The sequence below is a fragment of the Cupriavidus taiwanensis genome (genome assembly GCF_900250075.1).
GTDB classification, from domain to species: domain Bacteria; phylum Pseudomonadota; class Gammaproteobacteria; order Burkholderiales; family Burkholderiaceae; genus Cupriavidus; species Cupriavidus taiwanensis_C.
Window position 1 is genome coordinate 1,516,235 of the sequence record NZ_LT977070.1, and the last position, 25,215, is coordinate 1,541,449.

The window sequence follows — 25,215 nt, forward strand, 5'->3', positions numbered from 1 at the left end:
AGTGGGCTACAGTTCCTTTTTCTCCGGAACTTTGTGTCCGCAATCGGGGGCATCATGGACAGCCTCAGTGGCTTCGCAGTGTTTGTGCAGGTGGCCGAGACCCGCAGTTTTGTCGCGGCGGGGCGCCTGCTTGGAGTGTCGGCCTCTGCCGTCGGCAAGAGCGTCGCGCGGCTGGAACAACGGCTCGGCGTACGGCTGTTCCACCGCAGCACGCGCAGTGTCGCGCTGACCGCCGAAGGCGCGCTGTTCCTGGAGCGCAGCCGCCGCGTGCTCGCCGAGATCGAAGCGGCGGAGCTGGAGTTGGCCGAAGCCACCGCGGCGCCGCGGGGCCGCCTGCGGGTGAGCTTGCCGCTGGTCAGTTCGCTGGTCCTGCCCGTGTTGGGCGATTTCATGCGCGCGTATCCGGACATCGAGCTGGACCTGGATTTCACCGACCAACTGGTCGATGTCATCGAGGAGGGCTTCGATGCCGTGGTCCGGACCGGCGAGCCCGCCGACTCGCGCCTGTCGGCGCGCAGGCTCGGAGCGTTCCAGGCGATGCTGGTGGCGTCGCCCGAGTACCTGGCGCAGCGTGGCACGCCGAAGGTGCCTGCCGACCTGGCCAGCCATGCCTGCCTGCATTACCGCTTTCCCCACACCGGCAAGCTCGAGGCATGGCCGCTGCGGCGCGCGCCGGGCGAGCCCGAGCTGGCGCTGCCGGCATCGATGATCTGCAACAACATCGAGACGCGCCTGTGTTTTGCGCTGCGCGGCCTGGGCATTGCTTGCCTGCCGGATTTCGCCATCCGCGAGCAACTGGCCGATGGCAGCCTGTGCCAGGTACTGGCTGGCCATGTGGGGCCGGCCAAGCCCTTTCATGTGCTCTGGCCGGCGAGCAGGCATGCCTCGCCCAAGGTGCGGACGCTGGTCGATTTTCTGTGTGCGCGACTCTTTCCTGCTGACCAGGGCAGCCCCTAGCGGCTAGGCGCGCTTGCCCGCGCGCTCCTCTTCCAGCAGCCGCAACACCCGCCGCTGGATCTTGCCCGTGGTGGTCATCGGCAGCTGGTCGATGAATTCGATCGCCTTGGGGTATTCGTACGGCGCCAGCTGGCCGCGCACATGGGCCTGCAGTTCCGCAACCAGCGCCGCGTCCCCGTCGAACGAACGCGCCACCGATGGCGTGAGGACCACAAAGGCCTTGACCACCGCGCCGCGCTCCGGATCGGGCGACGGCACCACGGCGCAGTTCGACACCGCGGGATGCTTGAGCAGGCAGTTCTCGATCTCGCTCGGGCCGATGCGGTAGCCCGACGACTTGAACACATCGTCGGCGCGCCCCTGGTACCACAGGTAGCCGTCGGCATCGACGCGCGCCAGGTCGCCGGTGCGGCACCAGCGCAGGCCGTCGCGCTCGGTGTACTTGGCCGCGGTGGCGGCGTCGTTCTTCCAGTAGCCGAGGAAAAACACCGGGTCCGGATGTCCGGCGCTGTCGGTGGCGCACACCGCGACCTCGCCGTCCTCGTCCGGCGCGCAGGGACGGCCTTCGTCGTCGATCACCTGCACGCGGTGGCCGGGGTAGGGCCGTCCCATCGAACCCGGGCGGGCCGGCCAGCCCAGCCGTTCGTCGTCGTTCTGCGCGGTGCAGTTGCCGACGATGTAGTTGATCTCGGTCTGGCCGAACATCTCGTTGACGAGCACGCCGAGCGCGTCGCGGCACCAGCCGAACACGGTCTCGCCCACGGCCTCGCCGGCGCTCATCAGCGCGCGCAGCCGGATGTCGTAGTGCCGGCGCGGCTCGGGGCAGGCCTTCATCATCTGCTTGAGCGCGGTCGGGAACAGGAAGGTATTGGTGACGGCATAGCGCTCCAGCAGTTCGAAGGCGCGCTCGGCGGAGAAGCGGCCCTGGTAGCCGACGATCGGCTTGCCGAAATACAGCGCCGGCATCAGCGCGTCCCACAGGCCGCCGGTCCAGGCCCAGTCGGCCGGACTCCAGAACACGTCGTCGTGCTGCGGATACCAGTTCTGCGAGCAGACAAAGCCGGTCAGGTTGCCGATCAGCGCGCGGTGCGGGATCAGCGCGCCCTTGGGCGGCCCGGTGGTGCCGCTGGTGTAGATCAGTACCGCGGCTTCGTCGGCCTTGGTCTGCTCGGCGACGAAGGTCGGCAGCTGCGCCGCGAGCAGCAGGTCCCAGTCGTGGTCGCCGCGGCCGCGGGCGTCGCCGGCGGCGATCACGGTGGCCAGCGTCGGGCACTCCGGACGCGCCGCCAGCAGGTTGTCGATCGAGGTCTCGTCGGCGATGGCCACGCCGGCTTCGCTGTGCGCGATGCGGTAGGCCAGCGCCTCCGGCCCGAACAGCATCGACAGCGGCATGGCGATGGCGCCGAGCTGGTAGATCGCCATATGCGCGATCACGGTCTCGATGCGCTGCGGCATCACGATCGCCACGCGGTCGCCGCGCGCCACGCCCAGCGCGCGCAGCGCCGCCGACAGCCGGTTGGCCTCGGCCTGGATATAGGCAAAGCTGTGTGCGTTGCGGCGGCCGTCTTCGTGTTCGGTATAGACCGCGATGCGGTCCATGGTGGCCGGGTCGCGGGCCCAGCGGCCGCAGCAGGCTTCGGCGATGTTGAACTGCGCCGGAATCTCCCAGCGGAACGATTCGTACAGGGCGCGGTAATCGTCGCGCCGGCTTGCCGGCAAGGCAGCTGCGGCCATTCATGGTCTCCGTTGGGGTCCGCCTCGCGGCCAACGGCGAGCGGCGCTGGCGGCCGCTGCCGCTATAATGCGCACAAGCGAACGATCGTTCTATTTTGTCGTGGCTTCCCCGCCAACCCCCGCGGCGGGCAAGATCCCGACGCAAGGGTGGAGACAATGACAATCAAGGAAACCTCGCGGTCTGAATTTATCACGGTGCGCGGGCTGCGCTACCACGTGCGCCACTGGGGCACGCCGGGCGCGCGCAAGCTGTTCATGCTGCATGGGTGGATGGACGTGGCCGCGTCGTTCCAGTTCCTGGTCGACCACCTGCGCGGCGACTGGCACGTGATCGCACCCGACTGGCGCGGCTTCGGCGCGACCGACTGGCCCACGCGCTATCCCGGCACGCAGTCGTACTGGTTTGCGGACTACCTCGCCGACCTGGAGGCACTGCTCGACCACTATGCGCCGGAGGGACAGGTCGACCTGGTCGGCCACAGCATGGGCGCCAACGTGATTTGCCTGTATGCCGGCATCCGCCCGCAGCGCGTGCGCCGCGTGGTGGACCTGGAGGGCTTCGGCATGACCGCGACGCGGCCCGAGCATGCGCCGCGGCGCTACGCGCGCTGGCTCGACGAAGTGCGCGCCGGCGCCGAGCTGAAGACCTATGACAGCCTCGACGGCGTGGCCGCGCGCCTGCAGAAGACCAACCCGCGCCTGCCGGACGAGCGCGCCGCGTTCCTGGCCGCGCACTGGTCGCGCCGCAACGCCGAGGGCCGCTGGGAGATCCTGGGCGATCCCGCGCACAAGCTGGTCAACCCGATGCTGTACCGGCTCGATGAAGTGATGGCGGTATGGGAGCAGGTCGCCGCGCCGGTGCTGCACGTGGAGGCGCGCGATTCGGAGACGCTGCGCCATATTGCCCACAAGCAGGCCATCGATGATTTCAAGCAGCGCTTCCGCGCCTTCCGCGACTTCCGCGAGGCGGTGGTGGAGGACGCCGGCCACATGCTGCACCACGACCAGCCCGCGGCCGTGGCGGAACTGGTGGAATCGTTCTGTGTGGGCCGGTGATACCCGCGCCCGCGGCAGTGCAGGCTTCAGGCGTGGGTGAGCTTTTCCTTCAGCGCGGCGTTGTTGCTGGTGTGCACGTGCACCAGCGCCTTTTCCGGGAACGCGTAGTGGTAAGCCTTGCGTAGCGCCAGCGCGGCCTCGTGGAATCCCGACAGGATCAGCTTCTGCTTGTTGGGATAGAACGCGATATCGCCGGCGGCGAAGATGCCGCGGCGCGAGCTTTCGTAAGTGGTGGTGTCGACCAGGACGCGGCCGGCGCGCATATCCATATCCCACTGCGCGATCGGGCCGGGCTCGGACACCAGCCCGTACAGCGCCACCAGTTCCTCGGCGGGCAGCACGGTGCTGCCGTCGCGGGTACGGATTTCGACTTCGCTGAGGCCGCCGTCCGCACCTTCGGTGCGCAATGCGCCCAGCATGCCGACCACGAAGTCCATCTCGCCCTCGGCCACCGCGCGGCGCATCTCGGCGACGGTGCCGTCGGCGGCGCGGAAGCCCTCGCGCCGGTGCAGCAGCGTCACGCGCGCGGCGACCTTGCGCAGCGCCAGCGCCCAGTCCAGCGCCGAGTCGCCGCCGCCGGCGACGATCACGCGCTTGCCGGCGAAGTGCGAGACATCGCGCACGGCGTAGTGCACGTGGCGGCCCTCCAGCGCCGGCGCCTCGGGCAGCGACACGCGCTGCGGCGCGAACGCGCCCGCGCCGGCGCAGACCAGCACCGCGGCCACATCGAAGCGCTTGCCGCCGTCGGTCGTCACCAGCAGGCGCTCGTGCCCGGCATGGCCTTCCGGCGCTACTGGCGCCGGGATTTCGGCGACGCTTTCGGCGCGCTGGCCGAAGTGCATCGGGAAGTCGAACGGGGCGCATTGCTCCAGCAGCCGGTCCACCAGGTCCTGTGCCAGGCATCCGGGCACGGCGGGAATGTCGTAGATCGGTTTTTCCGGATACAGCTCGGTGCACTGGCCGCCGGCGCGGTCGAGCACATCGATCAGTTCACATTTAAGGCCGAGCACGCCGGCCTGGAACGCGGCGAACAGGCCGACCGGGCCGGCACCGACGATCAGGACATCGGTGCTGGTGACCGGGGCGGTGGCGGGAGCGGTGGCTGGAGTAGCGGTGGACATGGGGCATGGCAGGCACGCCAGGTGCCCGCGAATCGACGATGCAAAGCCCGACTATACCCCGCAGCCGCCGCCTTTCCGCCGACGCCAGCGTTGCCGGCATGGCTTTGCCTGGCCGGCCCGGGGGCGGTGCCGCCGCGCAGCCCAGGGGCGACGGGAGTAGAATTGCCACATGCAAAACGCCCACGCCATCAATGCCGACCTGCATTGCCATTCCACCGTTTCCGACGGCACGCTTGCGCCGCGCGCCGTGGCGCAGATCGCCCGCGACGCGGGGGTTGCGTTCTGGGCGCTGACCGACCACGACGAGCTGGGCGGGCAGGCCGAGGCACGCGCCGCCGCGGAGGAATTCGGCATGCGCTATGTGCCGGGCGTCGAGATCTCGGTGACCTGGGCCGGGCAGACCGTGCATATCGTCGGGCTGCAGATCGACCCGTTCTGCCCGGAACTGATCGATGGCCTGACCGAGACCCGCTCGGGTCGCGCACGCCGCGCGCGCGATATCGCCGATGCGCTGGCCAGGGTGGGCATCGACGGTGCCTATGAAGGGGCCCTGCAGTACGTGGGCAACCCGGACCTGATCTCGCGCACGCATTTCGCGCGCTGGCTGGTCGACCAGGGCCGCTGCGCCAGCATCGGCGATGTCTTCAGCGAGTACCTGTCGGAAGGGCGTCCGGGCTATGTCGGCCACCGCTGGGCCAGCCTGGCCGAGGCGGTGGGCTGGATCCGCACCGCCGGCGGCATCGCGGTGATGGCGCACCCGGGCCGCTACCACTACACCGACACCCAGCACGACGCGCTGTTCGATGAATTCACGGCACTGGGCGGCGGCGCGGTCGAGGTGGTGACCGGCAGCCATACGCCCGACCAGTACCGCCGCTACGCCGAGGTGGCGCGGCACTACGGCTTGCTCGCTTCGCGCGGCACGGACTTCCACGGGCCCGGCGAGGGCCGGGTGGAACTCGGCACGCTGCCGCCGCTGCCGCCCACGGTCACGCCGGTCTGGCACGACTGGTAGGCGCCCCGCCTGGCCGGGGCCAGCCCCCGGATGCCGCTCCATTCCATCCGACTCCGCTCCCTGGCCCATGTCCCAGTACTTCGAGATCCATCCGCTCAACCCGCAGTCGCGCCTGCTCAAGCAGGCCGCCCAGATCCTGCAGAAGGGCGGGCTGGTGGCGCTGCCGACCGACTCCAGCTATGCGCTGGCGTGCCGGCTCGACGACAAGGCCGCGGTCGAGCGCCTGCGCCGGCTGCGCGGCATCGACGACCGCCACCACCTGACGCTGATGTGCCGCGACCTGTCCGAGCTCGGCAACTTTGCCCGCGTCGACAACCGCCAGTACCGCTGGCTCAAGGGCGCCACGCCGGGCCCGTACGTGTTCATCCTGGAGGCGACCAAAGAGGTGCCACGGCGGCTGTCGCACCCGGCGCGCAAGACCATCGGCGTGCGCGTGCCCGAGCATGCCATCCCGCTGGCGCTGCTGGGCGAGACCGGCGAGCCGCTGATCTCGGCGACGCTGCAGCTGCCGGGCGACGAAGCACCGCTCAACGATCCGGCGCAGATCCGGGCGCGGCTGGAAAAACAGCTCGACCTGGTGGTGGACGGCGGGCCGGCCCCCGCGCAGCCGACCACGGTGATCGACCTGACTGGCGGCGAGCCCGAACTGGTCCGCGCCGGCCGCGGCGACATCGCCCGCTTCGGCCTCTGACCCGCGGCGCCGCCGCGCCTTCGGTCGGGTGCATCAGCGTGCGCCCGGGCGCCGGCGGGCCGCTACAATAGCGCTCATGGATTCCTCCCTTATCCAGACCTTCGCGGTCTATGCCCTGCCGGTGCTGTTCGCCATCACGCTGCATGAGGCTTCGCACGGCTACGTGGCCAAGCTGTTCGGCGACAGCACCGCCTATGCCCTCGGGCGCGTCAGCCTGAACCCGATTCGCCATATCGACCCGATCGGCACCATTGCCGTGCCGCTGCTGCTGTACATCATGACCAGCGGCCAGTTCGTGTTCGGCTACGCCAAGCCGGTGCCGGTGGTGTTCGAGCGCCTGCGCAACCCGCGCTGGCATGGCATGTGGGTAGCGCTGGCGGGCCCGGCCAGCAACGTGGTGCAGGCCTTCGTGTGGGTGCTGCTGGCGATCGGGCTGACCTGGGGCGGCGTGCGCGAGCCGTTTTTCGGCGAGATGGCGCTGGCCGGCGTGCGCGTCAACCTGGTGGTGGCGGCCTTCAACCTGTTCCCGGTGCCGCCGCTGGATGGCGGCCGGGTGCTGACCGCGCTGCTGCCGCAGGGCATTGCGCGCGCGGTGTCGCGCATCGAGCCGTACGGCATTTTCGTGGTGCTGGCGCTGGTGGCCGCGGGGGTGATCACCACCATCTGGATGACGCCGGTGGTCAATGTGCTGATGTCCCTGATCGAGCTGCTGCTGCGCCCGATCGTGATGCTGCTCAATTGACGGGGGCTGCCATGACACTGTTGTCGCACGCCGGCATTGCCGCGCCCTCCGCCTGGGTCACGCGCTGGGCCCATCTGCTGCGCCCGGGCGCGCGGGTGCTGGACCTGGCCTGCGGCGGCGGCCGCCATGCCGCCTGGCTGGCCGCGCGCGGCCACCGGGTGCTGGCGGTCGACCGCGATGCCGACGCCATCGCCGGCCTGCACGGCCGGCCCGGCGTGATCGGGCGCGTGGCCGACCTGGAGCAGGGCGGCTGGCCGCTGGCCGGCGAGGCGCCGTTCGACGCCATCGTCGTCGCCAACTACCTGCACCGGCCGCTGTGGCCGCACCTGGCGGCCGCGCTGGCGCCGGGCGGGTACTGGATCTACGAAACCTTCGCCGCCGGCAACGAGACCGTGGGCAAACCGTCGCGGCCGGATTTCCTGCTGCGCCCGGGCGAGCTGCTCGAGGTCGCGCACGCGCATGGGTTGCGCGTGGTGGCGTACGAGGATGGCGTGGTCGAAGTGCCGAAAACAGCCTTCGTGCAGCGCCTATGTGCGGTGCGCGAGGCGGCGCCTGCGGCTGGTGCGGCCGCGCCGCCACGCTACCGGCTCGATCCCTGAGCGGCGCGTCGCGCTGTCGGCGCAAACGGCGCCGCATGCGTTGAAACAGTTGGTATCAACCCCTGTCCGGGCAGCGGTCGAAGCGGCCTGCGGTTCCGGTACAATCCCGTTATTCGCATCCCGAATTCCCTAACGTTATGACACAGATTACCGGCAGCATCGTTGCCATCGTCACCCCGATGCAAGAGGACGGCAGCCTGGACTTCCCGGCCCTGCGCGCACTGGTCGACTGGCACGTTGCCGAAGGCACCGACGCCATCGTGATCGTGGGCACCACCGGCGAGTCCCCGACGGTGACCGTCGAGGAGCACTGCGAACTGATCCGCGTTGCCGTCGAACAGGCCGGCAAGCGCATCCCGATCATCGCGGGGACCGGCGGCAATTCCACCAAGGAAGCCATCGAGCTGACCGCCTTCGCCAAGAAGGTGGGGGCCGATGCCTCGCTGCAGGTCGTGCCGTACTACAACAAGCCGACCCAGGAAGGCATGTACCGGCATTTCCGCACCATCGCCGAGGCGGTGGACCTGCCGGTGCTGCTGTACAACGTCCCCGGCCGCACGGTCGCGGACATGAACAACGAGACCATCCTGCGCCTGGCGCAGGTGCCGGGCATCGTCGGCGTCAAGGAAGCGACCGGCAATATCGACCGTGCCGCGCAGCTGATCAAGGGCGCACCGGAAGGCTTCGCCATCTACAGCGGCGACGATCCCACCGCGGTGGCGCTGATCCTGCTGGGCGGCCACGGCAATATCTCGGTGACCGCGAACGTGGCGCCGCGCAAGATGCACGAGATGTGCGCGGCGGCACTGAAGGGCGACGTCGTGACCGCGCGCCGCCTGCATATGGAACTGATCGGGCTGAACCAGGCCATGTTCATCGAAGCCAATCCGATCCCGGTGAAGTGGGCGCTCCAGCAGATGGGCAAGATGGCAGGCGGTATCCGCCTGCCGCTGACCCCGCTGTCCGAGGGCAACCACGACTACGTACGCAAGGCACTGGCCGCCGCCGGCCTGCTGGCCTGATTTTCCGCGGCGTCCTGCTGTCCGCCTTATCTACTAGGATTGCGTGTCAATGAAACTGAAGCTTAACCGCCGCGGCGCGACGCAAGTCCGCCGCGCCGCCCTGGTTGTGCCCGTGCTTGCTGCCGGTGTGCTGACCGGCTGCAGCAGCCTCAACGAGGCCATGCAGCCCGACAAGATCGACTACAAGTCGTCGGCCTCGAAGCGCACGCCCACGCTAGACGTGCCGCCCGACCTGACCAAGCTGGAAGGCGACCGGCGCTATTCGGTGCCCGATGCCAACGGCACCTCGACGCTGTCGACCTACAGCCAGGCCACCAAGGTGCGCGAGCAATCGCCGACCGAGAACGTACTGCCGTCGGCGCAGGGCATCCGCATGGAGCGCGACGGCAACCAGCGCTGGCTGGTGATCAGCAACGGCATGCGCGGCGACCAGCTGTGGCAGCAACTGCGCGGCTTCTGGCAGGAAAGCGGTTTCCTGCTGGTGCAGGACTCGCCCGAGACCGGCATCATGGAAACCGACTGGGCCGAGAACCGCGCCAAGATCCCGCAGGACATCATCCGCAATACCATCGGCAAGGTGTTCGACGGCCTGTACTCCACCTCCGAGCGCGACAAGTTCCGTACCCGCGTTGAGCGCGCGCAGAACGGCACGCTGGAAGTCTTCATCAGCCACCGTGGCGCGCAGGAACAGCTGACCGGCATCGACAAGTCGAGCACGGTGTGGACCCCGCGCCCGGCCGATCCCGAGCTGGAAGCCGAGTTCCTGTCGCGCCTGGCCCAGCGCCTGGGCGTGCAGAAGGAGCAGGCCGACCGCATGGCCAAGAACCCGACGCCGGCCGGCAATACCGCCGCGGCGGCGGGCGCTGCCGCCGGCACCACGGCCGCCGCGGGGGCCGCTGCCGGCGCCGACGGTGCCACGCCGAACAAGTCGTACCTGGCCCAGGTCAATGGCGCCCCGGCGCTGCAGCTGCCCGAGCCGTTCGACCGCGCCTGGCGCTCGGTGGGGCTGTCGCTGGACCGCGTCAACTTCACCGTCGAAGATCGCGATCGCGCGCAAGGGCTGTATTACGTGCGCTATGTCGACCCGCGCAACACGGTCGACAACCGCGGCTTCTTCTCCAAGCTGTTCACCAAGCCGGACGATCCCAAGACCGCCAAGAAGTACCGCGTCTCGCTCAAGGGCACGGGCAGCGGCACGCTGGTGACAGTGCTCAACGATGCCGGCCAGCCGGAGAACGGCGAAGTCGGCAAGCGCATCCTGTCGCTGCTCGACGAGCAACTGCACTGAGCCGGCGCATGAGTGCTGGCTTGCCAGCCGGCCGTCCTGGCCGGTGCCTGGCGGGGAGGGCGCGGCCATGATGCGCTTCGCCTTCCTCGGCAGCGGCAGCGAGGGCAACTCGCTGCTGATCGAATCCCGCGAAGACACCACCACTACGCGCGTGCTGCTGGACTGCGGCTTCGGCATCCGCGAGACCGCCCGGCGCCTGGAGCGCCTGGGCGTCACGCCGGACCAGCTCGACGCCGTGCTGGTCACGCACGAGCATGGCGACCATGTCGGTTCGGCCTATGCCTTTGCCGCGCGCCATCGCCTGACGGTCTATGCCAGCCACGGCACCTGGCTGGCCACCTCGCACCTGCGCGGCGCCGACGTGGCCGACGTGCGGGTCTGCTGTGCCGACCATGGCTTCGCCATCGGCGGCCTGCAGGTGCTGCCCTACACCGTGCCGCACGACGCGCGCGAGCCGGTGCAGTTCGTGCTGTCGGACGGGCAGGCACGGCTGGGTGTGCTAACCGATACGGGCATGGAAACGCCTTACGTGACCGCGCGCCTGGCGGGCGTCGATGCGCTGGTGCTCGAATGCAATCATGACCGCGAGATGCTGCGCAATTCGGTCTACCCGGCCTCGCTCAAGCGGCGCATCGGCGGCGACTTCGGCCACCTGGCCAATGAAGTCGCGGCCAGCATCCTGGCGCAGGTAGCCCATGATGGCCTGAACCGCGTGGTGGCGGCCCACCTGAGCAAGCAGAACAATACGCGTGAACTGGCCACCGGGGCGCTGGCGGCGGCGCTGGGCGCAAGGCCGAGCGAAGTGCTGGTGGCGGACCAGGACGAAGGCCTGGCGTGGCAGGCGGTGCGGGCCTGAGGCCCGTGGCTGCAGGGACCGCGCGAGGGCGCGCCCCAAAAACAAAAACCGGCCCGAAGGCCGGTTTTTTTATCGGTCAGAAACCGATTACTGCTTGGCGGCCGGAGCCGAAGCGTCAGCAGCCGGAGCCGAGGCGTCAGCAGCCGGGGCCGAAGCGTCAGCAGCCGGAGCGACCGGGGCTTCAGCAGCCGGAGCCGAAGCTTCAGCAGCAGGAGCGGTAGCAGCCGGAGCAGCCGTGTCAGCGGCCGGGGCGGCAGCTTCTTCCTTCTTGCCGCAAGCAGCGAGAGCAACAGCGGCCAGCAGCGATGCGATCAGGAGAGACTTCTTCATTGTTCGTCCTTTAACTTGTAATAACGAAAAACAGGCGATGAATAATTACCGGTAATTATCGCTCTTGAACTGCAAAATTAGGCCCTCCCGGGTGCCGACATATGCAGTGGTCCACAGTACTAGCCAGCCAACGATTATATCCGCGTTTTCCCGGCTTGTGTAGCGCCGAAATTTGCTGATTCGCAATGTTACGCATTATTACAGCCGCGGCCCCAATTGCAACCATCCTTCCAGGGTCCAGTGATGGAAGGTTTCCATCAAATCGGGCAGATCGGCACAGTTCTCGACCTCCTGCGCACTAAGCTGCCGATTATCGGCCAACTTCTTCAGCCACGGCATCAATTCGGCCGGCGGCTCGTAGGCTTCTCCGTTCAGGAAGAAATTGGCCCGGTCGTAAAGCGCAATCGATGCCGGTGCCAGCACCACCCCATGCCGGGACGCCAGTGTCGCATAACGGCGCAACGGCATGTCAGCGATCTCTGCAAATTCAACGCCAGGTTTGGGCTCGGACAGATGGCTGCCGAGGAATTCCGAGACCATCTGGCTGTTCCATTGCAGTGCCTTGAGCCGTTCCGCCACCGCTTTGGCCATGCCCGCCGGCAATTGCGCGGGACGCGTCGCGGCGCGCTCGCCGGCATCGGCATAACGGCCGCCGAGATCCTCGTTGTCTTCCACAGTTTCTGACAGCCATGCCAGGAAGTGTCCGGCCAATTCGCGATAGGCGGGCGCGCGGAAACCGATCGAGCAGGTCATGCATTCGCCTTCGGCAATACCATCGTGCGCATATTGCGGCGGCAGGTACAGCATGTCGCCCGGTTCCAGCACCCATTCCTGTTCAGCGCTGAAGTCGGCAAGAATCTTCAGCGGCATCTCAGGGATCAGCTCGAGGCTGGTCTGTGACGAAATGCGCCAGCGGCGTCGGCCCGAGACTTGCAGCAGGAACACGTCGTACGAGTCGAAGTGCGGGCCCACGCCGCCGCCATCGGTGGCGTAGCTGACCATCACGTCGTCGAGGCGCGCATCGGGCACAAAGCGGAAGCGGCCCATCAGTTCCGCCGCGGCGGCATCGTGCAGGTTGACGCCCTGCACCAGCAGCGTCCACTGGCGGGTCTTGACGCCGGGGAGGTTTTCGCGCGCAAATGGACCATGCGCGAGCTTCCAGCGGTTGCGGAAGTGCGTCACCAGGCGCGATTCGACATCGTCGCGATCGGCGAGATCGAAAAGCGCATCGCGCGACACCGGCGGCACAATTCCCGGCACCGCCTGTCGAATGAGCAAGGGCTTGCGATGCCAGACATCCCGCATGAATGCAGCAGGCGTCATGCCACCAAGCAGGTCGAGCGGAGTGTCTGGATCGACGGGGCCAGGGGGCAGGGCCTGCGCGTATAATGCGGAATCGTTCATGGAGTCAAGAATTGAAAATCGCTAAGAACACGGTGGTGTCCGTGATGTACAAGCTATCGGACGCGCAAGGCAATCTGATCGAGGAGTCAGATGAAGCCATGGTCTATTTGCACGGCGGCTATGATGGCACGTTCCCCAAGATCGAGGAAGCGCTCGACGGCCATGACACCGGCTTCGAGACCCAGTTGCAGCTGGAGCCGGAAGACGCGTTCGGCGACTACGATGCCGACCTGGTAAAGGTCGAGCCGCGCAACCGCTTCCCCGAGCCGCTCGAAGTCGGCATGCAGTTCGAAGGCATGCCCGAGGACGGCGACGAAGAAGACTCCGTCATCTACACCGTGACCGACGTGGCCGAGGACAAGGTCGTGCTGGACGGCAACCATCCGCTGGCCGGCATGGCGCTGCGCTTCTGGCTGAAGGTTTCGGAAGTGCGCGAAGCCACCGCCGAGGAAGTCGAGCATGGCCACGCCCACGGCGCCTCGGGCGTCGAAGTGGTGGACGAAGACGAGGACGACGATACCCCGCGCACGCTGCACTGAGCGTTCGCCTGCAGTGCTGTCACCAGGAAGCCGGCCGTTGCCGGCTTCTTTGCTTTGGGTGCGTTGCTTTGGCGCGCGCGTCAGTTCGGTGCCGGGGCGTCCTTCAGCACCACCGCGAACGGCGACGCCGCGGCGGGCGTGATTACCAACTCGGCCCATTGCGAAATCGAGCTGGCCGGCAGCGACACGCGCGTGAAGTTCTGCAGCACCTTTCCGGCCGCGTCGCGCAGCGGCTTGTCGATGCCGAAGCCGCTGTCGGCGCCGCTGCCGGCGGCGTGCACAAGCAACACCTGGCCGTTGAAGCGCGCGCTCAGGTCGCGCAGCTGCCGCTTGAATTCCAGGTAGCCATCGCGCGTGCGATGGCGCATGAAGCCGTCGAGCAGCGTGGGCCGTCCTTTCTTCTCCCAGCCGTTGGCGAAATGCGGATCGGCATGGGCCACCACCACGATGCCGTTCAGGTCGCGCTGGCGCGCCACCGAGAACGCCCGCGCGAGCCACTGCCGGTTGGCTTCGCGCCGGTCCTCGAATTCGCTGTTGCGGCCGCCTTCGTCGCGGTAGTGGTTGTTGTCGCCCGGCACGTTGAGGCCGACGATCAGCACGTCGCCGACACTGATGCGCATGTTCTCGCGGAAGCTGCGGAACAGCGCCTGGTCCGATTGCCGCACCAGCGGCCGCGTCTGCCGTCCGAGCGTGGCGTCTTCCGGAAAGAACAGTTCGCGCAGCCGGCTCAGCCGCTCGACCGGGTCGAAGCTGCCGTTGACCGGCAGCCGGCACTCGGACCAGTCGGTTTCGCCCGGCACGTAGATCAGCGGCAGCGGCGACTGGTTCAGCAACTGCTGGCGGCTGCCGAGCACGGCGTCGCTGCATGACTCCGTATCGCCCTTGATGCCGCCGGCGTGGATCACAAGGTTCAGCTTGCGCTCGGCGAAGTGGTCGAGCAGCGTCGCCAGGCTGGCTTCCGCGGCTGGCCATTGCGGCAGGTCGGCGATCAGCGCGACTCGCACCACCTGCGGCTTGGCCGGCGCCCGCGCCGCCAGCGCGTGCGGTGCGGCCGCCGCCATGGCGGCCAGGCACAGCCATGGCAGCAGCAGGCTCGGCAGGGCCCGGGGCAGCGCCTTCATGCCGTATCGACCGCCTCGCCCGCCAGCGCCTTGAGCCGGTATAGCGCCTCCAGCGCCGCGCGCGGCGTCAGCGTGTCCGGATCCATATCGGCCAGCGCGTCGATCACGGCTGCCTGCTCGGGCGCCGACGCGGGGGCGGAGGCGGCGGTGGCGGCAGCGTCGTCATCCCAGGCGTCGTCGCCGTCCGGCGTCGGCGGCGCGGCGAACAGGTCAAGCTGCGGCGTAGGCGTAGCGTCGGCGGATTGCTGCTCCAGCCAGGCCAGGTGCTTGCGCGCGGCGCGGATTACCGGCTGCGGCACGCCCGCCAGTTGCGCCACCTGCAGGCCGTAGCTCTGGCTGGCCGGGCCGTCCTGCACCGCGTGCAGGAACACGATGCCATCGCCATGCTCGACCGCCGACAGGTGCACGTTGGCCGCCTGCGGAAACTCCTGCGGCAGCTGCGTCAGTTCGAAGTAGTGCGTGGCGAACAGGGTATGGCTGCGGTTGTGCGACAGCAGGTGGCGCGCAATCGCCCACGCCAGCGCCAGGCCGTCGAAGGTCGAGGTGCCGCGGCCGATCTCGTCCATCAGCACCAGCGATGCCGGAGTGGCGTGATGCAGGATGCCGGCGGCCTCGGTCATCTCGACCATGAAGGTCGAGCGCCCGCCGGCCAGGTCGTCGGCGGCGCCGATGCGGGTAAAGATGCGGTCGATCGGTCCGATCACCGCGCGCCGCGCCGGCACATAGGCGCCGACGCAGGCCAGCAGCACGATCAGCGCGGTCTGGCGCATGAAGGTCGATTTACCGCCCATGTTCGGGCCGGTGATCAGCAACAGCTTGCGCGCCTCGTTGAGCTGGCAGTCGTTGGCGATGAACGCCACCGACTCCGCCGCGAGCTGGCCCTCGACCACCGGATGGCGGCCCTGCACGATATCGACCACGTTCTCGGCGACGCGCTCCGGCGCCGACCAGTCCAGTGTCTGTGCGCGCTCTGCCAGGGCCGCCAGCACGTCCAGCCGCGCCAGCGCGGCGGCCACGCGCTGCAGCTCGGCGATATGCGGCAGCAGTGCCTGCAGCAGGCCTTCGTACAGCTGCTTTTCGCGCGCCAGCGCCCGGTCCTGCGCCGACAAGGCCTTGTCCTCGAAGGCCTTCAGCTCGGGAGTGATGTAGCGCTCGGCGTTCTTCAGGGTCTGGCGGCGCCGGTAGTCGTCGGGCACCTTGTCGGCCTGGCCGTTGGTGACCTCGATGTAGAAGCCATGCACGCGGTTGAATTCGACGCGCAGGTTGGCAATGCCGGTGCGCGCGCGCTCGCGCGCTTCCAGGTCGATCAGGAACTGGCCGCAGTTTTCGGAGATATCGCGCAGCTCGTCGAGCTCGGCATCGAAGCCGCGCGCGATCACGCCGCCGTCGCGCACCACGGTGGCGGGCTCTTCGGCCACGGCGCGCACCAGCAGGTCCAGGCAGTCCTGCGGCACGGCCAGGTCCTGCAGGGTCTGCGCCAGCAGCATGCTGCCCTGGTCGTCGCGCAGGCAGGCCTGCACCTCGGGCAGCGCGCGCAGCGTGTCGCGCAGCGACGACAGGTCGCGCGGGCGCGCATTGAGCAGCGCCAGCCGCGAGGTGATGCGCTCGACGTCGGCCAGCCGGCGCAGCGCCCCGCGCAGCGCGTCGGTGCCCTGGTCGATCAGCACGCCGATGGCCTGCTGGCGTGCCTGCGGCACGGCCGGGTCGCGCAGCGGGTGGTGCAGCCAGTGGCGCAGCGCGCGGCTGCCCATGGCGGTGCAGCAGGTGTCCAGCAGCGAGAACAGCGTCGGCGACTCGCCGCCGCGCAGCGTTTCGGTCAGTTCCAGGTTACGCCGGGTGGCGGAATCCAGTCCGACGTACTCCGATTCGCGCTCGACCTTCACGCCCTGCACATGGCGCAGCGACTGCCCTTGGGTGGTGGCGGCGTAGTTCAGCAGCGCGCCCGCCGCGCCCAGCGCGGCCCCCAGGCCGGCACAGCCGAACGGTTCCAGGCTGGCCACGCCCAACTGCTCGCGCAGCCGGCGCGTGCCGGCGTCCTGGTCGAAATGCCATTCCGGCAGGCGGGTTCGTGCGCAAGCCAGCGCGGGCAGGTCAATGCCATCCGCATACAAAAGCTCGGCCGGGCGAATGCGCTCCAGCTCGCGGCCCAGCAGCGCCGCTTCGCATTCCATCAGGCGCAGCTCGCCGCTGGCCAGGTTCAGCCACGCCAGGCCGGTCTTGCTGACGCCGCGGCGCGTGGTCTGCTGGTGCACGGCCATCAGGAAGGTATCGGCCTTGTCCGGCAGCAGCGCGGCATCGGTCAGCGTGCCGGGGGTGACGATGCGCACCACCTTGCGCTCCACCGGCCCCTTGCTGGTGGCGGGGTCGCCGATCTGCTCGCAGATCGCCACCGACTCGCCAAGCTTTACCAACCGTGCCAGATACTGGTCGGCCGAATGGAAGGGGATACCGGCCATGCGGATCGGCACGCCATTCGACGCGCCGCGCGCGGTCAGCGTGATGTCGAGCAGGCGCGCGGCCTTCTCGGCATCGTCATGGAAAAGTTCATAGAAGTCACCCATGCGGTAGAACAGCAGGGTTTCGGGGTGGTCCCCCTTGATGCGCAAATATTGCTGCATCATGGGCGTGTGGCGGCTGCCTGCGGCGTCTGCCTGTGCCTGTTCAGGGTCGGTTTTCTTCTGCAATCCCATTGCCATTTAGCCTGTCTGGCGGTGGGCCTGCGTCGTGCCGCCCGATCCGCGCCGAACGCACCTTGCGTGCCAAGAAAAGCGCCCCCGCGGGGGCGGGCCGGGCGCTGCTCCGGCGGCCTGTGGCCGCGGCACGAAGGGGCGTTTTCGAATATGGGCGATATGGTACAGCACGGTGCTGCCGCCGAAGCGGCGCAGCCGCGCTGCGCGGGTGCTGGATCAGCGGAACACCAGCACCGGGATGTTGCTATGGGTCAGCACTTTCTGCGTTTCGCTGCCGAGCAGCAGGCCGCTGAGTCCGCGCCGGCCGTGCGAGGCCATGAAGATGACATCGCAGCCCAGGTCCCGGGCGGCATGGATGATGCCCTGGTACGGCGCCGAAGCGCTGGAGACGTGGCCGCTGCATGGCACGCCGGCCAGCGCGGCCGCGGACTCGACCTTGGCCAGTTCCTGGCGCGCCTCGGCTTCGACGCGCTGCTGGTAGGCGTCCCGCTTTTCGTGCGAGCTGTCGCTGGTAAGCACATAGGGATAGCTCTCCACGCACATGTAGGGCGTGAGCCGTGCCCCGGCGGTGCGGGCGAACTGGATGCCGGCGGAGACGGCCTGGTGCGACAGCTCCGAGCCGTCGACGGGGAGCAGGATGTGCTTGAACATGGGGTCCTTTTTCAGTTGTTGTGTGAAGCGAATGGCGCGAGCCGGGCACACGAGGGCGGAGCCCGGTCTTGCCACGCTCAGTTGGCCAGCGCGCGCCCGACGATCAGCGGATCCGGCTGGCCGATGGCGGTGGTGTCGCGGTTGGCATAGGGAAAGCGCGACAGGATGTAGCGCAGCGCATTGAGCCGCGCGCGCTTCTTGCAATCGGAGCGGATCACCGTCCATGGCGCATCGGCGGTATCGGTATGCGCGAACATGGCTTCCTTGGCACGGGTGTAGTCGTCCCATTTGTCGAGCGAGGCGACGTCGACCGGGCTGAGCTTCCATTGCTTGAGTGGATGGATCTCGCGCTCGCGGAAGCGCCGGCGCTGCTCCTTCTGGCTGACCGAGAACCAGAACTTGAACAGGTGGATGCCGCTGCGCACCAGGTGCCGCTCGAAGTCGGGCGCCTGCTGCAGGAAGTCCTGGTATTCGCGGGTCGAGCAGAAGCCCATCACGTGTTCGACGCCGGCGCGGTTGTACCAGGAACGGTCGAACAGCACGATCTCGCCAGCGGACGGCAGGTGCTGCACGTAGCGCTGGAAATACCATTGCCCGCGCTCGGCCTCGGTGGGCTTTTCCAGGGCCACCACACGGGCGCCGCGCGGGTTCATGTGTTCCATGAAGCGTTTGATGGTGCCGCCCTTGCCGGCGGCGTCGCGGCCTTCGAACAGGATCACCACGCGCTGGCCGGTCTCGCGCACCCAGGCCTGGAACTTGAGCAGTTCGACCTGCAGGCGGTACTTCTGCTTCTCGTAATTGCGCCGCGACATCAGGTTCTGGTACGGGTACGCGCCTTCGCGCCAGCCGGCGGACAGCTCATCGTCCGGGTGGCGCTGGCGGCCGGCCTGCCAGGCGGCGGGGTCGCCCTCGAGAATCAGGCTGCGCAGTTGCGCGGCCTCGTCCGGCGCCAGGCCGTCGAGCAGGGTGCGGACGGCGCCCAGCATGCCGGCGCCATCGCCGGCCTGGCAGGCGAGGATGTCCTGCATGCCGCTTGCCGCGAGTTGCACCGCGGCTTCGACGGCGCTGTCGACTTCATTGCGCTGCGCCGACAGCGCCGAACGGGTGGGCAGCACATCGCCCCTGGCGGTGGCGCGCGGCCGTGTGGTGGTGGTACGGGTGGGGATGCGGGTGGGGAGGGTGTCGCGATCGGTCATCTGCGCGCCTCCGGTCAGGCGGTGGCGCGGCGCAGGATCTGGTAGAGCTGGTCCTTGAGCAGCAGCTTCTCCTTTTTCAGCCGCTCGATCTCGAAGGTGGACGCCGGCACCAGGCCCGCCTCCATGTTATGGATTTCCTGGTCGAGCGTATTGTGGCGGTGGAACAGCCGCGCAAAGCGGGCGTCCTGCGTTTTGAGGGCGGTGATCTGTTCGCGGTACTCGGGAAACATGCTGGCTCTCCTGTGGCTGGATCCGCGCGCACATGGCGTGGCGCATGGATTCATTCTGGTGAGCGCAGGGCGGCGCGGCCTTGACCAGGATCATGGCTCGCCGGGGTATGAGACGAAGCCGCACGCGGGGCGCACCGGCGTGCGGCCGGGAAAAAACAAACGCCCGCCGGGGTGCGGCGGGCGTGCTTGCATGGCCGCTCAGGCCATCTGCCGGGGTCAGGCGGCGGTGGGCTTGGCGTTGTCCAGCGAGTACGGCGACAGCAGGCGCACCATCTGGGCAAAGGCCTTGGGGTTGCCCGCCAGCACTTCGCCTTGTTCCAGCTGGCGCGGCTCGCCGGCGTAGTTGCCAACCAGGCCGCCCGACTCGGTGATCAGCAGCATGCCGGCGGCCATGTCCCACGGCTGCAGGCCGCGCTCGAAGAAGCCGTCGAGGCGGCCGCAGGCGACGTAGGCCAGGTCCAGTGCGGCGGCGCCCGGGCGGCGCAGGCCGGCGCAGCTGCGCGTCATCAGCGCGAAGATCTCGAGGTATTCCTCCACGCCCTCCAGGTCGCGGAAGGGGAAGCCGGTGCCGATCAGGCAGTCGGCCAGCTTGTCGCGGCGGGTGACGCGGATGCGGCGGTTGTTGAGGAAGGCGCCGGCACCCTTGGAAGCGGTGAACAGCTCGTCGCGGGTCGGGTCGTAGACCACCGCCTGCACCGGCGTGCCGCGGTGCAGCTGGGCGATCGAGACCGCGTATTGCGGGAAGCCGTGGATGAAGTTGGTGGTGCCGTCGAGCGGGTCGATGACCCAGGTGTACTCATGGGTGGCTTCTTCCTCGGTCCAGGACTGGCCGGATTCTTCCGCTAGAATGCCGTGTTCCGGGTAGGCCGTGCGCAGGACCTCGATGATCGCGGCTTCGGCGGCGCGGTCGACCTCGGTAACGAAATCGTTGTGTTGCTTGCGCGAGACGCGCACCAGATCGACGTCGAGCGACGCGCGGTTGATGATGGATCCCGCCTTGCGGGCCGCCTTGATGGCGATATTGAGCATCGGATGCATGAATCTCTCCAGGCCGGCCACGACCGCGCGGCGGGGCGCCAAAGCGCCGCTCGCCCGCTCATGGGCAGCTGACAACACAACGGATTGTAGAAGAACGTGAGGCGTCGCCGGCCTTGCTGCAGGACCCTTCGCAAATGTGTCGCGAACGTCTCGCGCGCATGCATAAACCTGGCGCCGCGCCAAAGAAGAACCCCGAATTGTATATGAACCCGGCAATTGATACGAGCCAGCCCGCCACCCCCACGTCAGGCGGGGATGCCTTCGGCCGCGTGCGCTTCGTGCTGGTCGAAACCAGCCATCCCGGCAACGTCGGCTCGGTGGCGCGGGCGATCAAGACCATGGGCTTCGGCAGCCTGGTGCTGGTCTCGCCGCGCGAGCCCGAGGTGCTGCGGCATCCCGATGCCGTGGCCATGGCCAGTGGCGCCGACGACGTGCTGGCCGCCGCCGTGATCGTCGACCACGTCGATGCGGCCCTGGCCGGGGCCGCGTTGACCGTCGCCATGACCGCGCGCCAACGCGAGTTCGGACCGCCGCGGCAGCTGCCGCGCGCCGCCGCCGCGCGTGCGCGCCAGACCCTGTCCGGCAGCGGCGACGTGGCGTTCGTGTTCGGCAACGAGCGCTATGGCCTGCCCAACGCGGTGGTGGAGCGCTGCAACGCCGTGACCCATATCCCCGCCAATCCCGCCTATGCCTCGCTGAACCTGGCGCAGGCGGTGCAGCTGGTCGCCTACGAGATGCGGCTGACGCTGCTGGAGGCGGCCCCGGACGCGGGCGCCAATATCGGCTATGCTGGCGAGCCGGCCACGGCGGAGCAGGTCGAGGCCATGTTCGGCCACCTGCAGACCGGGCTGGAGGCGATCGGATTTCTCGATCCGTCCAACCCGCGCAAGCTGATGACCCGGCTGCGCCGCCTGCTGGCGCGCAGCGGCCTCGAGCGCGAGGAAGTGAACATCCTGCGCGGCATCGCCAAGCACATGCTGATTGCCGCGCAGAACCAGTCCGGCCCGCAGGCCGACCGGTGACAGGAGCAAAGGACTGTGGCAGCAACCCGTAGCGATGTGATGTGGGACCAGGCCGGTGCATGCCGAGGCGGCGTGGCCGGGCGTCCTGCCGCCGCGGGTGGGCGCAGGCCCGGTCGATGTTGATCGCAGCATCGCAGCAATGTCCCTGGCGGATCAGGGGCCAAACGCCGGCGCCGCAAGGCGGGCCGGCAAATCCCTTACACTCCTGATCCTCTTCACCGGCCCCCGACCGCGCCGGCGACCCCGCCCCGGGCCCTGGCCCGCGTGTCGTGGCGCACGGCGCGGCACCACGACACGACCAAGATGTTCTCTCGCCTGAAGGAAGATATCGACACCATCATGCTGCGCGATCCCGCCGCGCGCAGCCGCCTGGAAGTCCTGACCTGCTATCCGGGCCTGCACGCGGTGCTGCTGCACCGGCTGGCGCATGCGTGCTGGCGCGCGGGCTGGCACTGGCTGGGCCGCTGGATTTCGCACTGGTCGCGCTTTTTCACCGGCATCGAGATCCATCCGGCGGCGACGCTGGGCCGGCGCGTGTTCATCGACCACGGCATGGGCGTGGTCATCGGCGAGACCGCGCAGATCGGCGACGACTGCACCATCTACCAGGGCGTGACGCTGGGCGGCACGTCGCTGTACAAGGGCCAGAAGCGGCATCCGACCCTCGGTGTCGGCGTGGTGGTCAGCGCGGGCGCCAAGGTGCTGGGCGGATTCGTGGTCGGCGACGGCGCGCGCGTGGGCTCCAATGCGGTGGTGCTCAAGCCGGTGCCGCCAGGGGCGACCGCGGTGGGCATTCCGGCCCGCATCATCCTGCCGGATGCGCCGTCGGTGCAGCAGGGCGCGAGGCAGGAGTTTTCGGCCTACGGCATCACGCCCAACGCGGACGACCCGGTGTCGCTGGCGCTCAAGAGCCTGATCGACAATGCCGCGCTCCAGCATGACCGCATCGAGGCCGTGCTGGCCGCGCTCGACCGGCTTGGCGAACACCTGGAGAACACCCCGAACGACCCGTTCGATGCCAGCGAACTGCGCAAGCTGATGAAGTAACGGCGTGCAGGCATGGGCGGCGCTGTTCGCCCGCGGCGCCGCTCAGTCGGTCTGCGGCAGCAGCCGGAAACCGTCACGGTCCAGCTGCAGCACCGCCGCGCGCGGATGCGCGCCATCCAGGTCCCAGTCGGTCAGCACCCAGCGCACGCCTGCGCCGTCTTCATGGCGTGCCGGGCGATGGGTGTGGCCATGGACCAGCAGCGACGCGCCGGCGGCGCCGAGCAACTGGGCCGCCGCCGCGGGGGCCACATCGCCATAGACCACCGGCACCGCCGCGCCGGCGCTGCGCTGCCTGGCGCGGTTGCCTTCGCTGTCCGCGCGCAGCTTGCGGGCCACCGCCAGGCGCGCGCGCAGCGGCAGCGCCAGGAACACGCGCTGCACCCAGCGCTTGCGGGTCCAGCGGCGAAAGCGGTTGTAGCGTTCGTCGTCGATGCACAGCATGTCGCCGTGGCTCAGCACGACGCGCTGGCCGGCGCAATCGATCATGGTGGGGTCGGGCAGCAGCGTGGCGCCAGCGGCGCCGGCGAAGCGCCGGCCCAGCAGGAAGTCGCGGTTGCCGTGCATCAGGTACACCGCGACGCCGCGCGCGGCCAGCGCGCGCAGCGCCAGCGCCACGCGTTGCGCGAACGGCGCCTCGGTTTCTTCGTCGCCGACCCAGAATTCAAAGAAGTCGCCCAGGATGAACAGCGCGCGCGCCTGCGCGGCGGCGCGCTCGAGCGTGCGCTCGAAGGCTGCCAGCGTGCGGGGCATGCCGGGCGTCAGATGCAGGTCTGAAATGAACCACGCCGGCGCCTGTACCTCGAGGGGACCGGCCACCGGCGTGTTGGAGATTGCGGTCATGCGTGGTGTCGGGAGAAAAAGGCCGGCACGCAGGCCGGCACGCGCGCGCGCACGGTACCGCAATCGGCAGGCATCGGCTTACTCGACGACGACGGCCTTCTCGATCACGACGTCTTCCAGCGGCACGTCCTGGTGGAAGCCCGAGCTGCCGGTGCGCACGCCCTTGATCTGCTCGACCACGTCGGTGCCGTCGACGACCTTGCCGAACACGGCATAGCCGAAGCCCTGCGGGGTGGGCGACGAGAAGTTGAGGAAGTCGTTGTCGACCACGTTGATGAAGAACTGCGCGGTGGCCGAGTGCGGCGCATTGGTGCGCGCCATGGCCACGGTGTAGCGGTCGTTCTTCAGGCCGTTGCCGGCTTCATTCTCGATCGGGGCGTCGGTGTCCTTCTGCTTCATGCCGGGCTCGAAGCCGCCGCCCTGGATCATGAAGTTCTTGATCACGCGGTGGAAGATGGTGTTGTCGTAGTGGCCCTTGCGGACATACGACAGGAAGTTCTCAACCGTTTTCGGGGCCTTTTCGGCGTCGAGTTCCAGGGTGATCACACCCTTGTTGGTCTGCAGCTGTACCTTGGACATGGCGGTTTCCTCTGTTCGGTAATTATTTGACGACGGTGGCCGACTCGATCACGATCGGCGCGGCCGGCACATTGCGCATCGGGCCGTAGGCCGTGGTCGGCACGGCCTTGATCTTGTCGATCGTGTCCATGCCTTCCACCACCTTGCCGAAGACGGCATAGCCATTGCCGTCCGGCTGCGGGTAGTCGAGATTCGGATTATCCACCACATTGACGAAGAACTGCGCGGTGGCCGAATCCGGGTTGCTGGTGCGCGCCATGGCAACCGTGCCGGCCTTGTTCTTCAGGCCGCTGCGGGCTTCCAGCGGGATCGGCGCACGCGTGGGCTTTTCCTTCATGTCGCGGTCGAAGCCGCCGCCCTGCACCATGAAGCCGTTGATCACGCGGTGGAAGATGGTGCCACTGTAGAAGCCGCTCTTCACATATTCCAGGAAGTTCGCGACGGTCTTGGGCGCGGCCTCGGGATAGAGCTCGACCGTGAACTTGCCGGCACTGGTGACGAACTGGACGCGCTCGGCGGCCTTCTGCTGGGCCAGCGCGCTGAACGAAGACAGCGCGAGGGCGCCTGCGGCCAGGCCGGCAATGACGATGCGACGGGAACGGATCATGAAGGGAACTCCGGTAAGTCGGGATGGACACGGCCCGGGCATGCCGCGCCGGGCCTGCGGATGAATGCTGTCAGTTGGCCACGGGGGCGCTGGCCGGCGACTGGCGCCCTCCCGGCGCCGCCTTGCGGCCGGTGGCCGCGGGTGCGGCCGGCTTCGGTGGCGCTGCCACGGCGGAAGCCGGCGCCAGCTGGCGCAGGCCTGCACTGGCGCGGGCATCGCCGGGATTGCGGCGCAGCGCTTCGGTGTAGGCCTGCTCGGCCAGGCGGCGGTAGACGTCGCCCAGGTTGGTGTAGCCGACCGCGAAGGCGGGCTTGACCTCGGTGGCCAGCAGCAATTCGGCTTCGGCGCGCTTCAGGTCGCCGCGCTTGGCATAGAGCAGCGCGAGGTTGTTGTGCGGCTCGGGCAGTTCGGGAAAGTCCTGCGCCATCTCGCTGAAGGCCTGGATCGCCTCGTCTTCGCGGCCCGCCTGGGCCAGCGCCCAGGCGCGCTGGAAGCGGGCCTGCGCATTGCGCGGGTTGGTGGCCAGCACGCGGTCGAAGCCTTTGATGGCGTCCTCGTAGCGGCGCGCGTTGGCGGCTTGCTGGGCCTCGCCCATGCCAGGGTCGGTCGACTGGATGCCGCCGACCGGCGAGGTCGGCACCGCCAGCGACAACGGGCCATTCTGCGCGGACGCGGGGCCTGCCAGCGCCGCGGCCAGGGCCAGCAGCGGCAGGACGGTGCGGGATCCGCGCCGGCGCGTGCGCGTAGCGGAGACGGCAGGGGCAGCGGAAAGCGGGGAGGGCAGCGGCAGGCTCATTGAGGACGGGTCCGTTATACTCCGCGGCATTCTAGCAAAGCGGC

At 68.6% G+C, this 25,215-nt stretch carries 26 protein-coding genes; 12 read left to right on the plus strand and 14 right to left on the minus strand.

From position 1 onward, the window contains the following. Positions 1–54 precede the first annotated feature (54 nt). Positions 55–957, plus strand: a complete 903-nt coding sequence (locus CBM2588_RS07050) for a LysR family transcriptional regulator (protein WP_115679929.1) — start codon at positions 55–57, stop codon at positions 955–957. A gap of 3 nt (positions 958–960) precedes the next feature. Here CBM2588_RS07050 and CBM2588_RS07055 read toward each other — a convergent pair whose 3' ends face one another. Continuing rightward, on the minus strand, positions 961–2,691 hold the full coding sequence (locus CBM2588_RS07055; protein ID WP_115679930.1) for an acyl-CoA synthetase: 1,731 nt from the start codon (positions 2,689–2,691) through the stop codon (positions 961–963). Between the two features lie 156 nt (positions 2,692–2,847). On the opposite strand from CBM2588_RS07055, the gene CBM2588_RS07060 reads away from it, so the two are divergent. Then, positions 2,848–3,747, plus strand: coding sequence for an alpha/beta fold hydrolase (locus CBM2588_RS07060; RefSeq protein WP_115679931.1), 900 nt, complete (start codon positions 2,848–2,850; stop codon positions 3,745–3,747). Between the two features lie 26 nt (positions 3,748–3,773). Here CBM2588_RS07060 and CBM2588_RS07065 read toward each other — a convergent pair whose 3' ends face one another. Further along, positions 3,774–4,868: an NAD(P)/FAD-dependent oxidoreductase gene (locus CBM2588_RS07065; RefSeq protein WP_115679932.1), complete on the minus strand. Its 1,095-nt coding sequence runs from the start codon at positions 4,866–4,868 to the stop codon at positions 3,774–3,776. Positions 4,869–5,037: 169 nt separating this feature from the next. On the opposite strand from CBM2588_RS07065, the gene CBM2588_RS07070 reads away from it, so the two are divergent. The 7 genes from CBM2588_RS07070 to CBM2588_RS07100 all read left to right on the plus strand — a co-directional run bounded on the left by CBM2588_RS07070 (position 5,038) and on the right by CBM2588_RS07100 (position 11,081). Beyond that, positions 5,038–5,883, plus strand: a complete 846-nt coding sequence (locus tag CBM2588_RS07070; RefSeq protein ID WP_115679933.1) for a 3',5'-nucleoside bisphosphate phosphatase — start codon at positions 5,038–5,040, stop codon at positions 5,881–5,883. A gap of 67 nt (positions 5,884–5,950) precedes the next feature. Next, complete coding sequence (locus tag CBM2588_RS07075; protein ID WP_012352470.1) at positions 5,951–6,574, plus strand: L-threonylcarbamoyladenylate synthase; 624 nt, start codon at positions 5,951–5,953, stop codon at positions 6,572–6,574. 76 nt (positions 6,575–6,650) lie between these two features. Then, positions 6,651–7,316 carry a site-2 protease family protein gene (locus CBM2588_RS07080; RefSeq protein WP_115679934.1) on the plus strand — a complete coding sequence of 222 codons (666 nt, stop codon included), beginning with the start codon at positions 6,651–6,653 and terminating at the stop codon, positions 7,314–7,316. Positions 7,317–7,327: 11 nt separating this feature from the next. Next, positions 7,328–7,915 carry a class I SAM-dependent methyltransferase gene (locus tag CBM2588_RS07085; protein WP_115679935.1) on the plus strand — a complete coding sequence of 196 codons (588 nt, stop codon included), beginning with the start codon at positions 7,328–7,330 and terminating at the stop codon, positions 7,913–7,915. Between the two features lie 137 nt (positions 7,916–8,052). After that, positions 8,053–8,937 (plus strand): 4-hydroxy-tetrahydrodipicolinate synthase, encoded by an 885-nt coding sequence (dapA, locus tag CBM2588_RS07090; RefSeq protein WP_092313767.1) that lies wholly within the window; start codon positions 8,053–8,055, stop codon positions 8,935–8,937. Between the two features lie 49 nt (positions 8,938–8,986). After that, the gene (gene bamC / locus CBM2588_RS07095) at positions 8,987–10,225 is read left to right on the plus strand and encodes an outer membrane protein assembly factor BamC (RefSeq protein ID WP_115679936.1); all 1,239 of its coding nucleotides are present in this window, start codon (positions 8,987–8,989) and stop codon (positions 10,223–10,225) included. A 67-nt stretch (positions 10,226–10,292) separates the two neighbouring features. Then, positions 10,293–11,081, plus strand: a complete 789-nt coding sequence (locus CBM2588_RS07100; protein WP_115679937.1) for an MBL fold metallo-hydrolase — start codon at positions 10,293–10,295, stop codon at positions 11,079–11,081. Positions 11,082–11,168: 87 nt separating this feature from the next. Here CBM2588_RS07100 and CBM2588_RS31015 read toward each other — a convergent pair whose 3' ends face one another. Together CBM2588_RS31015 and CBM2588_RS07105 are read right to left on the minus strand one after the other, a co-directional pair. Continuing rightward, complete coding sequence (locus tag CBM2588_RS31015) at positions 11,169–11,411, minus strand: hypothetical protein (RefSeq protein ID WP_092313758.1); 243 nt, start codon at positions 11,409–11,411, stop codon at positions 11,169–11,171. 198 nt (positions 11,412–11,609) lie between these two features. Beyond that, the gene (locus CBM2588_RS07105) at positions 11,610–12,815 is read right to left on the minus strand and encodes a cupin domain-containing protein (protein ID WP_172583568.1); all 1,206 of its coding nucleotides are present in this window, start codon (positions 12,813–12,815) and stop codon (positions 11,610–11,612) included. Between the two features lie 11 nt (positions 12,816–12,826). On the opposite strand from CBM2588_RS07105, the gene CBM2588_RS07110 reads away from it, so the two are divergent. Continuing rightward, the gene (locus tag CBM2588_RS07110; protein WP_025582242.1) at positions 12,827–13,354 is read left to right on the plus strand and encodes an FKBP-type peptidyl-prolyl cis-trans isomerase; all 528 of its coding nucleotides are present in this window, start codon (positions 12,827–12,829) and stop codon (positions 13,352–13,354) included. 80 nt (positions 13,355–13,434) lie between these two features. Here the strand turns inward: CBM2588_RS07110 and CBM2588_RS07115 are convergent, their stop codons facing one another. From CBM2588_RS07115 to CBM2588_RS07140, 6 genes are all read right to left on the minus strand, one after another. Continuing rightward, positions 13,435–14,475 (minus strand): hypothetical protein, encoded by a 1,041-nt coding sequence (locus CBM2588_RS07115; protein WP_115679939.1) that lies wholly within the window; start codon positions 14,473–14,475, stop codon positions 13,435–13,437. Then, the gene (mutS, locus tag CBM2588_RS07120) at positions 14,472–17,165 is read right to left on the minus strand and encodes a DNA mismatch repair protein MutS (RefSeq protein WP_115679940.1); all 2,694 of its coding nucleotides are present in this window, start codon (positions 17,163–17,165) and stop codon (positions 14,472–14,474) included. Before mutS ends, CBM2588_RS07115 begins: the two co-directional genes overlap by 4 nt. Before the next feature lie 216 nt (positions 17,166–17,381). Beyond that, positions 17,382–17,816 carry a universal stress protein gene (locus CBM2588_RS07125; protein ID WP_115679941.1) on the minus strand — a complete coding sequence of 145 codons (435 nt, stop codon included), beginning with the start codon at positions 17,814–17,816 and terminating at the stop codon, positions 17,382–17,384. Between the two features lie 77 nt (positions 17,817–17,893). Beyond that, positions 17,894–19,012 (minus strand): polyphosphate kinase 2, encoded by a 1,119-nt coding sequence (ppk2, locus tag CBM2588_RS07130; protein WP_115679942.1) that lies wholly within the window; start codon positions 19,010–19,012, stop codon positions 17,894–17,896. 14 nt (positions 19,013–19,026) lie between these two features. Continuing rightward, positions 19,027–19,242: a YdcH family protein gene (locus tag CBM2588_RS07135; RefSeq protein WP_115679943.1), complete on the minus strand. Its 216-nt coding sequence runs from the start codon at positions 19,240–19,242 to the stop codon at positions 19,027–19,029. Positions 19,243–19,458: 216 nt separating this feature from the next. Further along, the gene (locus CBM2588_RS07140; protein WP_115679944.1) at positions 19,459–20,280 is read right to left on the minus strand and encodes an inositol monophosphatase family protein; all 822 of its coding nucleotides are present in this window, start codon (positions 20,278–20,280) and stop codon (positions 19,459–19,461) included. Positions 20,281–20,483: 203 nt separating this feature from the next. On the opposite strand from CBM2588_RS07140, the gene CBM2588_RS07145 reads away from it, so the two are divergent. Continuing rightward, a complete protein-coding gene (locus CBM2588_RS07145) occupies positions 20,484–21,302 on the plus strand; it encodes an RNA methyltransferase (protein ID WP_439897428.1) in 819 nt (272 codons plus the stop codon). A 303-nt stretch (positions 21,303–21,605) separates the two neighbouring features. Further along, positions 21,606–22,349, plus strand: a complete 744-nt coding sequence (cysE, locus tag CBM2588_RS07150; protein ID WP_115681431.1) for a serine O-acetyltransferase — start codon at positions 21,606–21,608, stop codon at positions 22,347–22,349. Between the two features lie 42 nt (positions 22,350–22,391). Here cysE and CBM2588_RS07155 read toward each other — a convergent pair whose 3' ends face one another. From CBM2588_RS07155 to CBM2588_RS07170, 4 genes are all read right to left on the minus strand, one after another. Continuing rightward, positions 22,392–23,189, minus strand: a complete 798-nt coding sequence (locus tag CBM2588_RS07155; RefSeq protein ID WP_115679946.1) for a UDP-2,3-diacylglucosamine diphosphatase — start codon at positions 23,187–23,189, stop codon at positions 22,392–22,394. Positions 23,190–23,267: 78 nt separating this feature from the next. After that, positions 23,268–23,768, minus strand: a complete 501-nt coding sequence (locus CBM2588_RS07160; RefSeq protein ID WP_012352488.1) for a peptidylprolyl isomerase — start codon at positions 23,766–23,768, stop codon at positions 23,268–23,270. 22 nt (positions 23,769–23,790) lie between these two features. After that, positions 23,791–24,375, minus strand: a complete 585-nt coding sequence (locus tag CBM2588_RS07165; protein WP_115679947.1) for a peptidylprolyl isomerase — start codon at positions 24,373–24,375, stop codon at positions 23,791–23,793. A gap of 70 nt (positions 24,376–24,445) precedes the next feature. Beyond that, complete coding sequence (locus tag CBM2588_RS07170; protein WP_115679948.1) at positions 24,446–25,171, minus strand: tetratricopeptide repeat protein; 726 nt, start codon at positions 25,169–25,171, stop codon at positions 24,446–24,448. Positions 25,172–25,215: the final 44 nt, after the last annotated feature.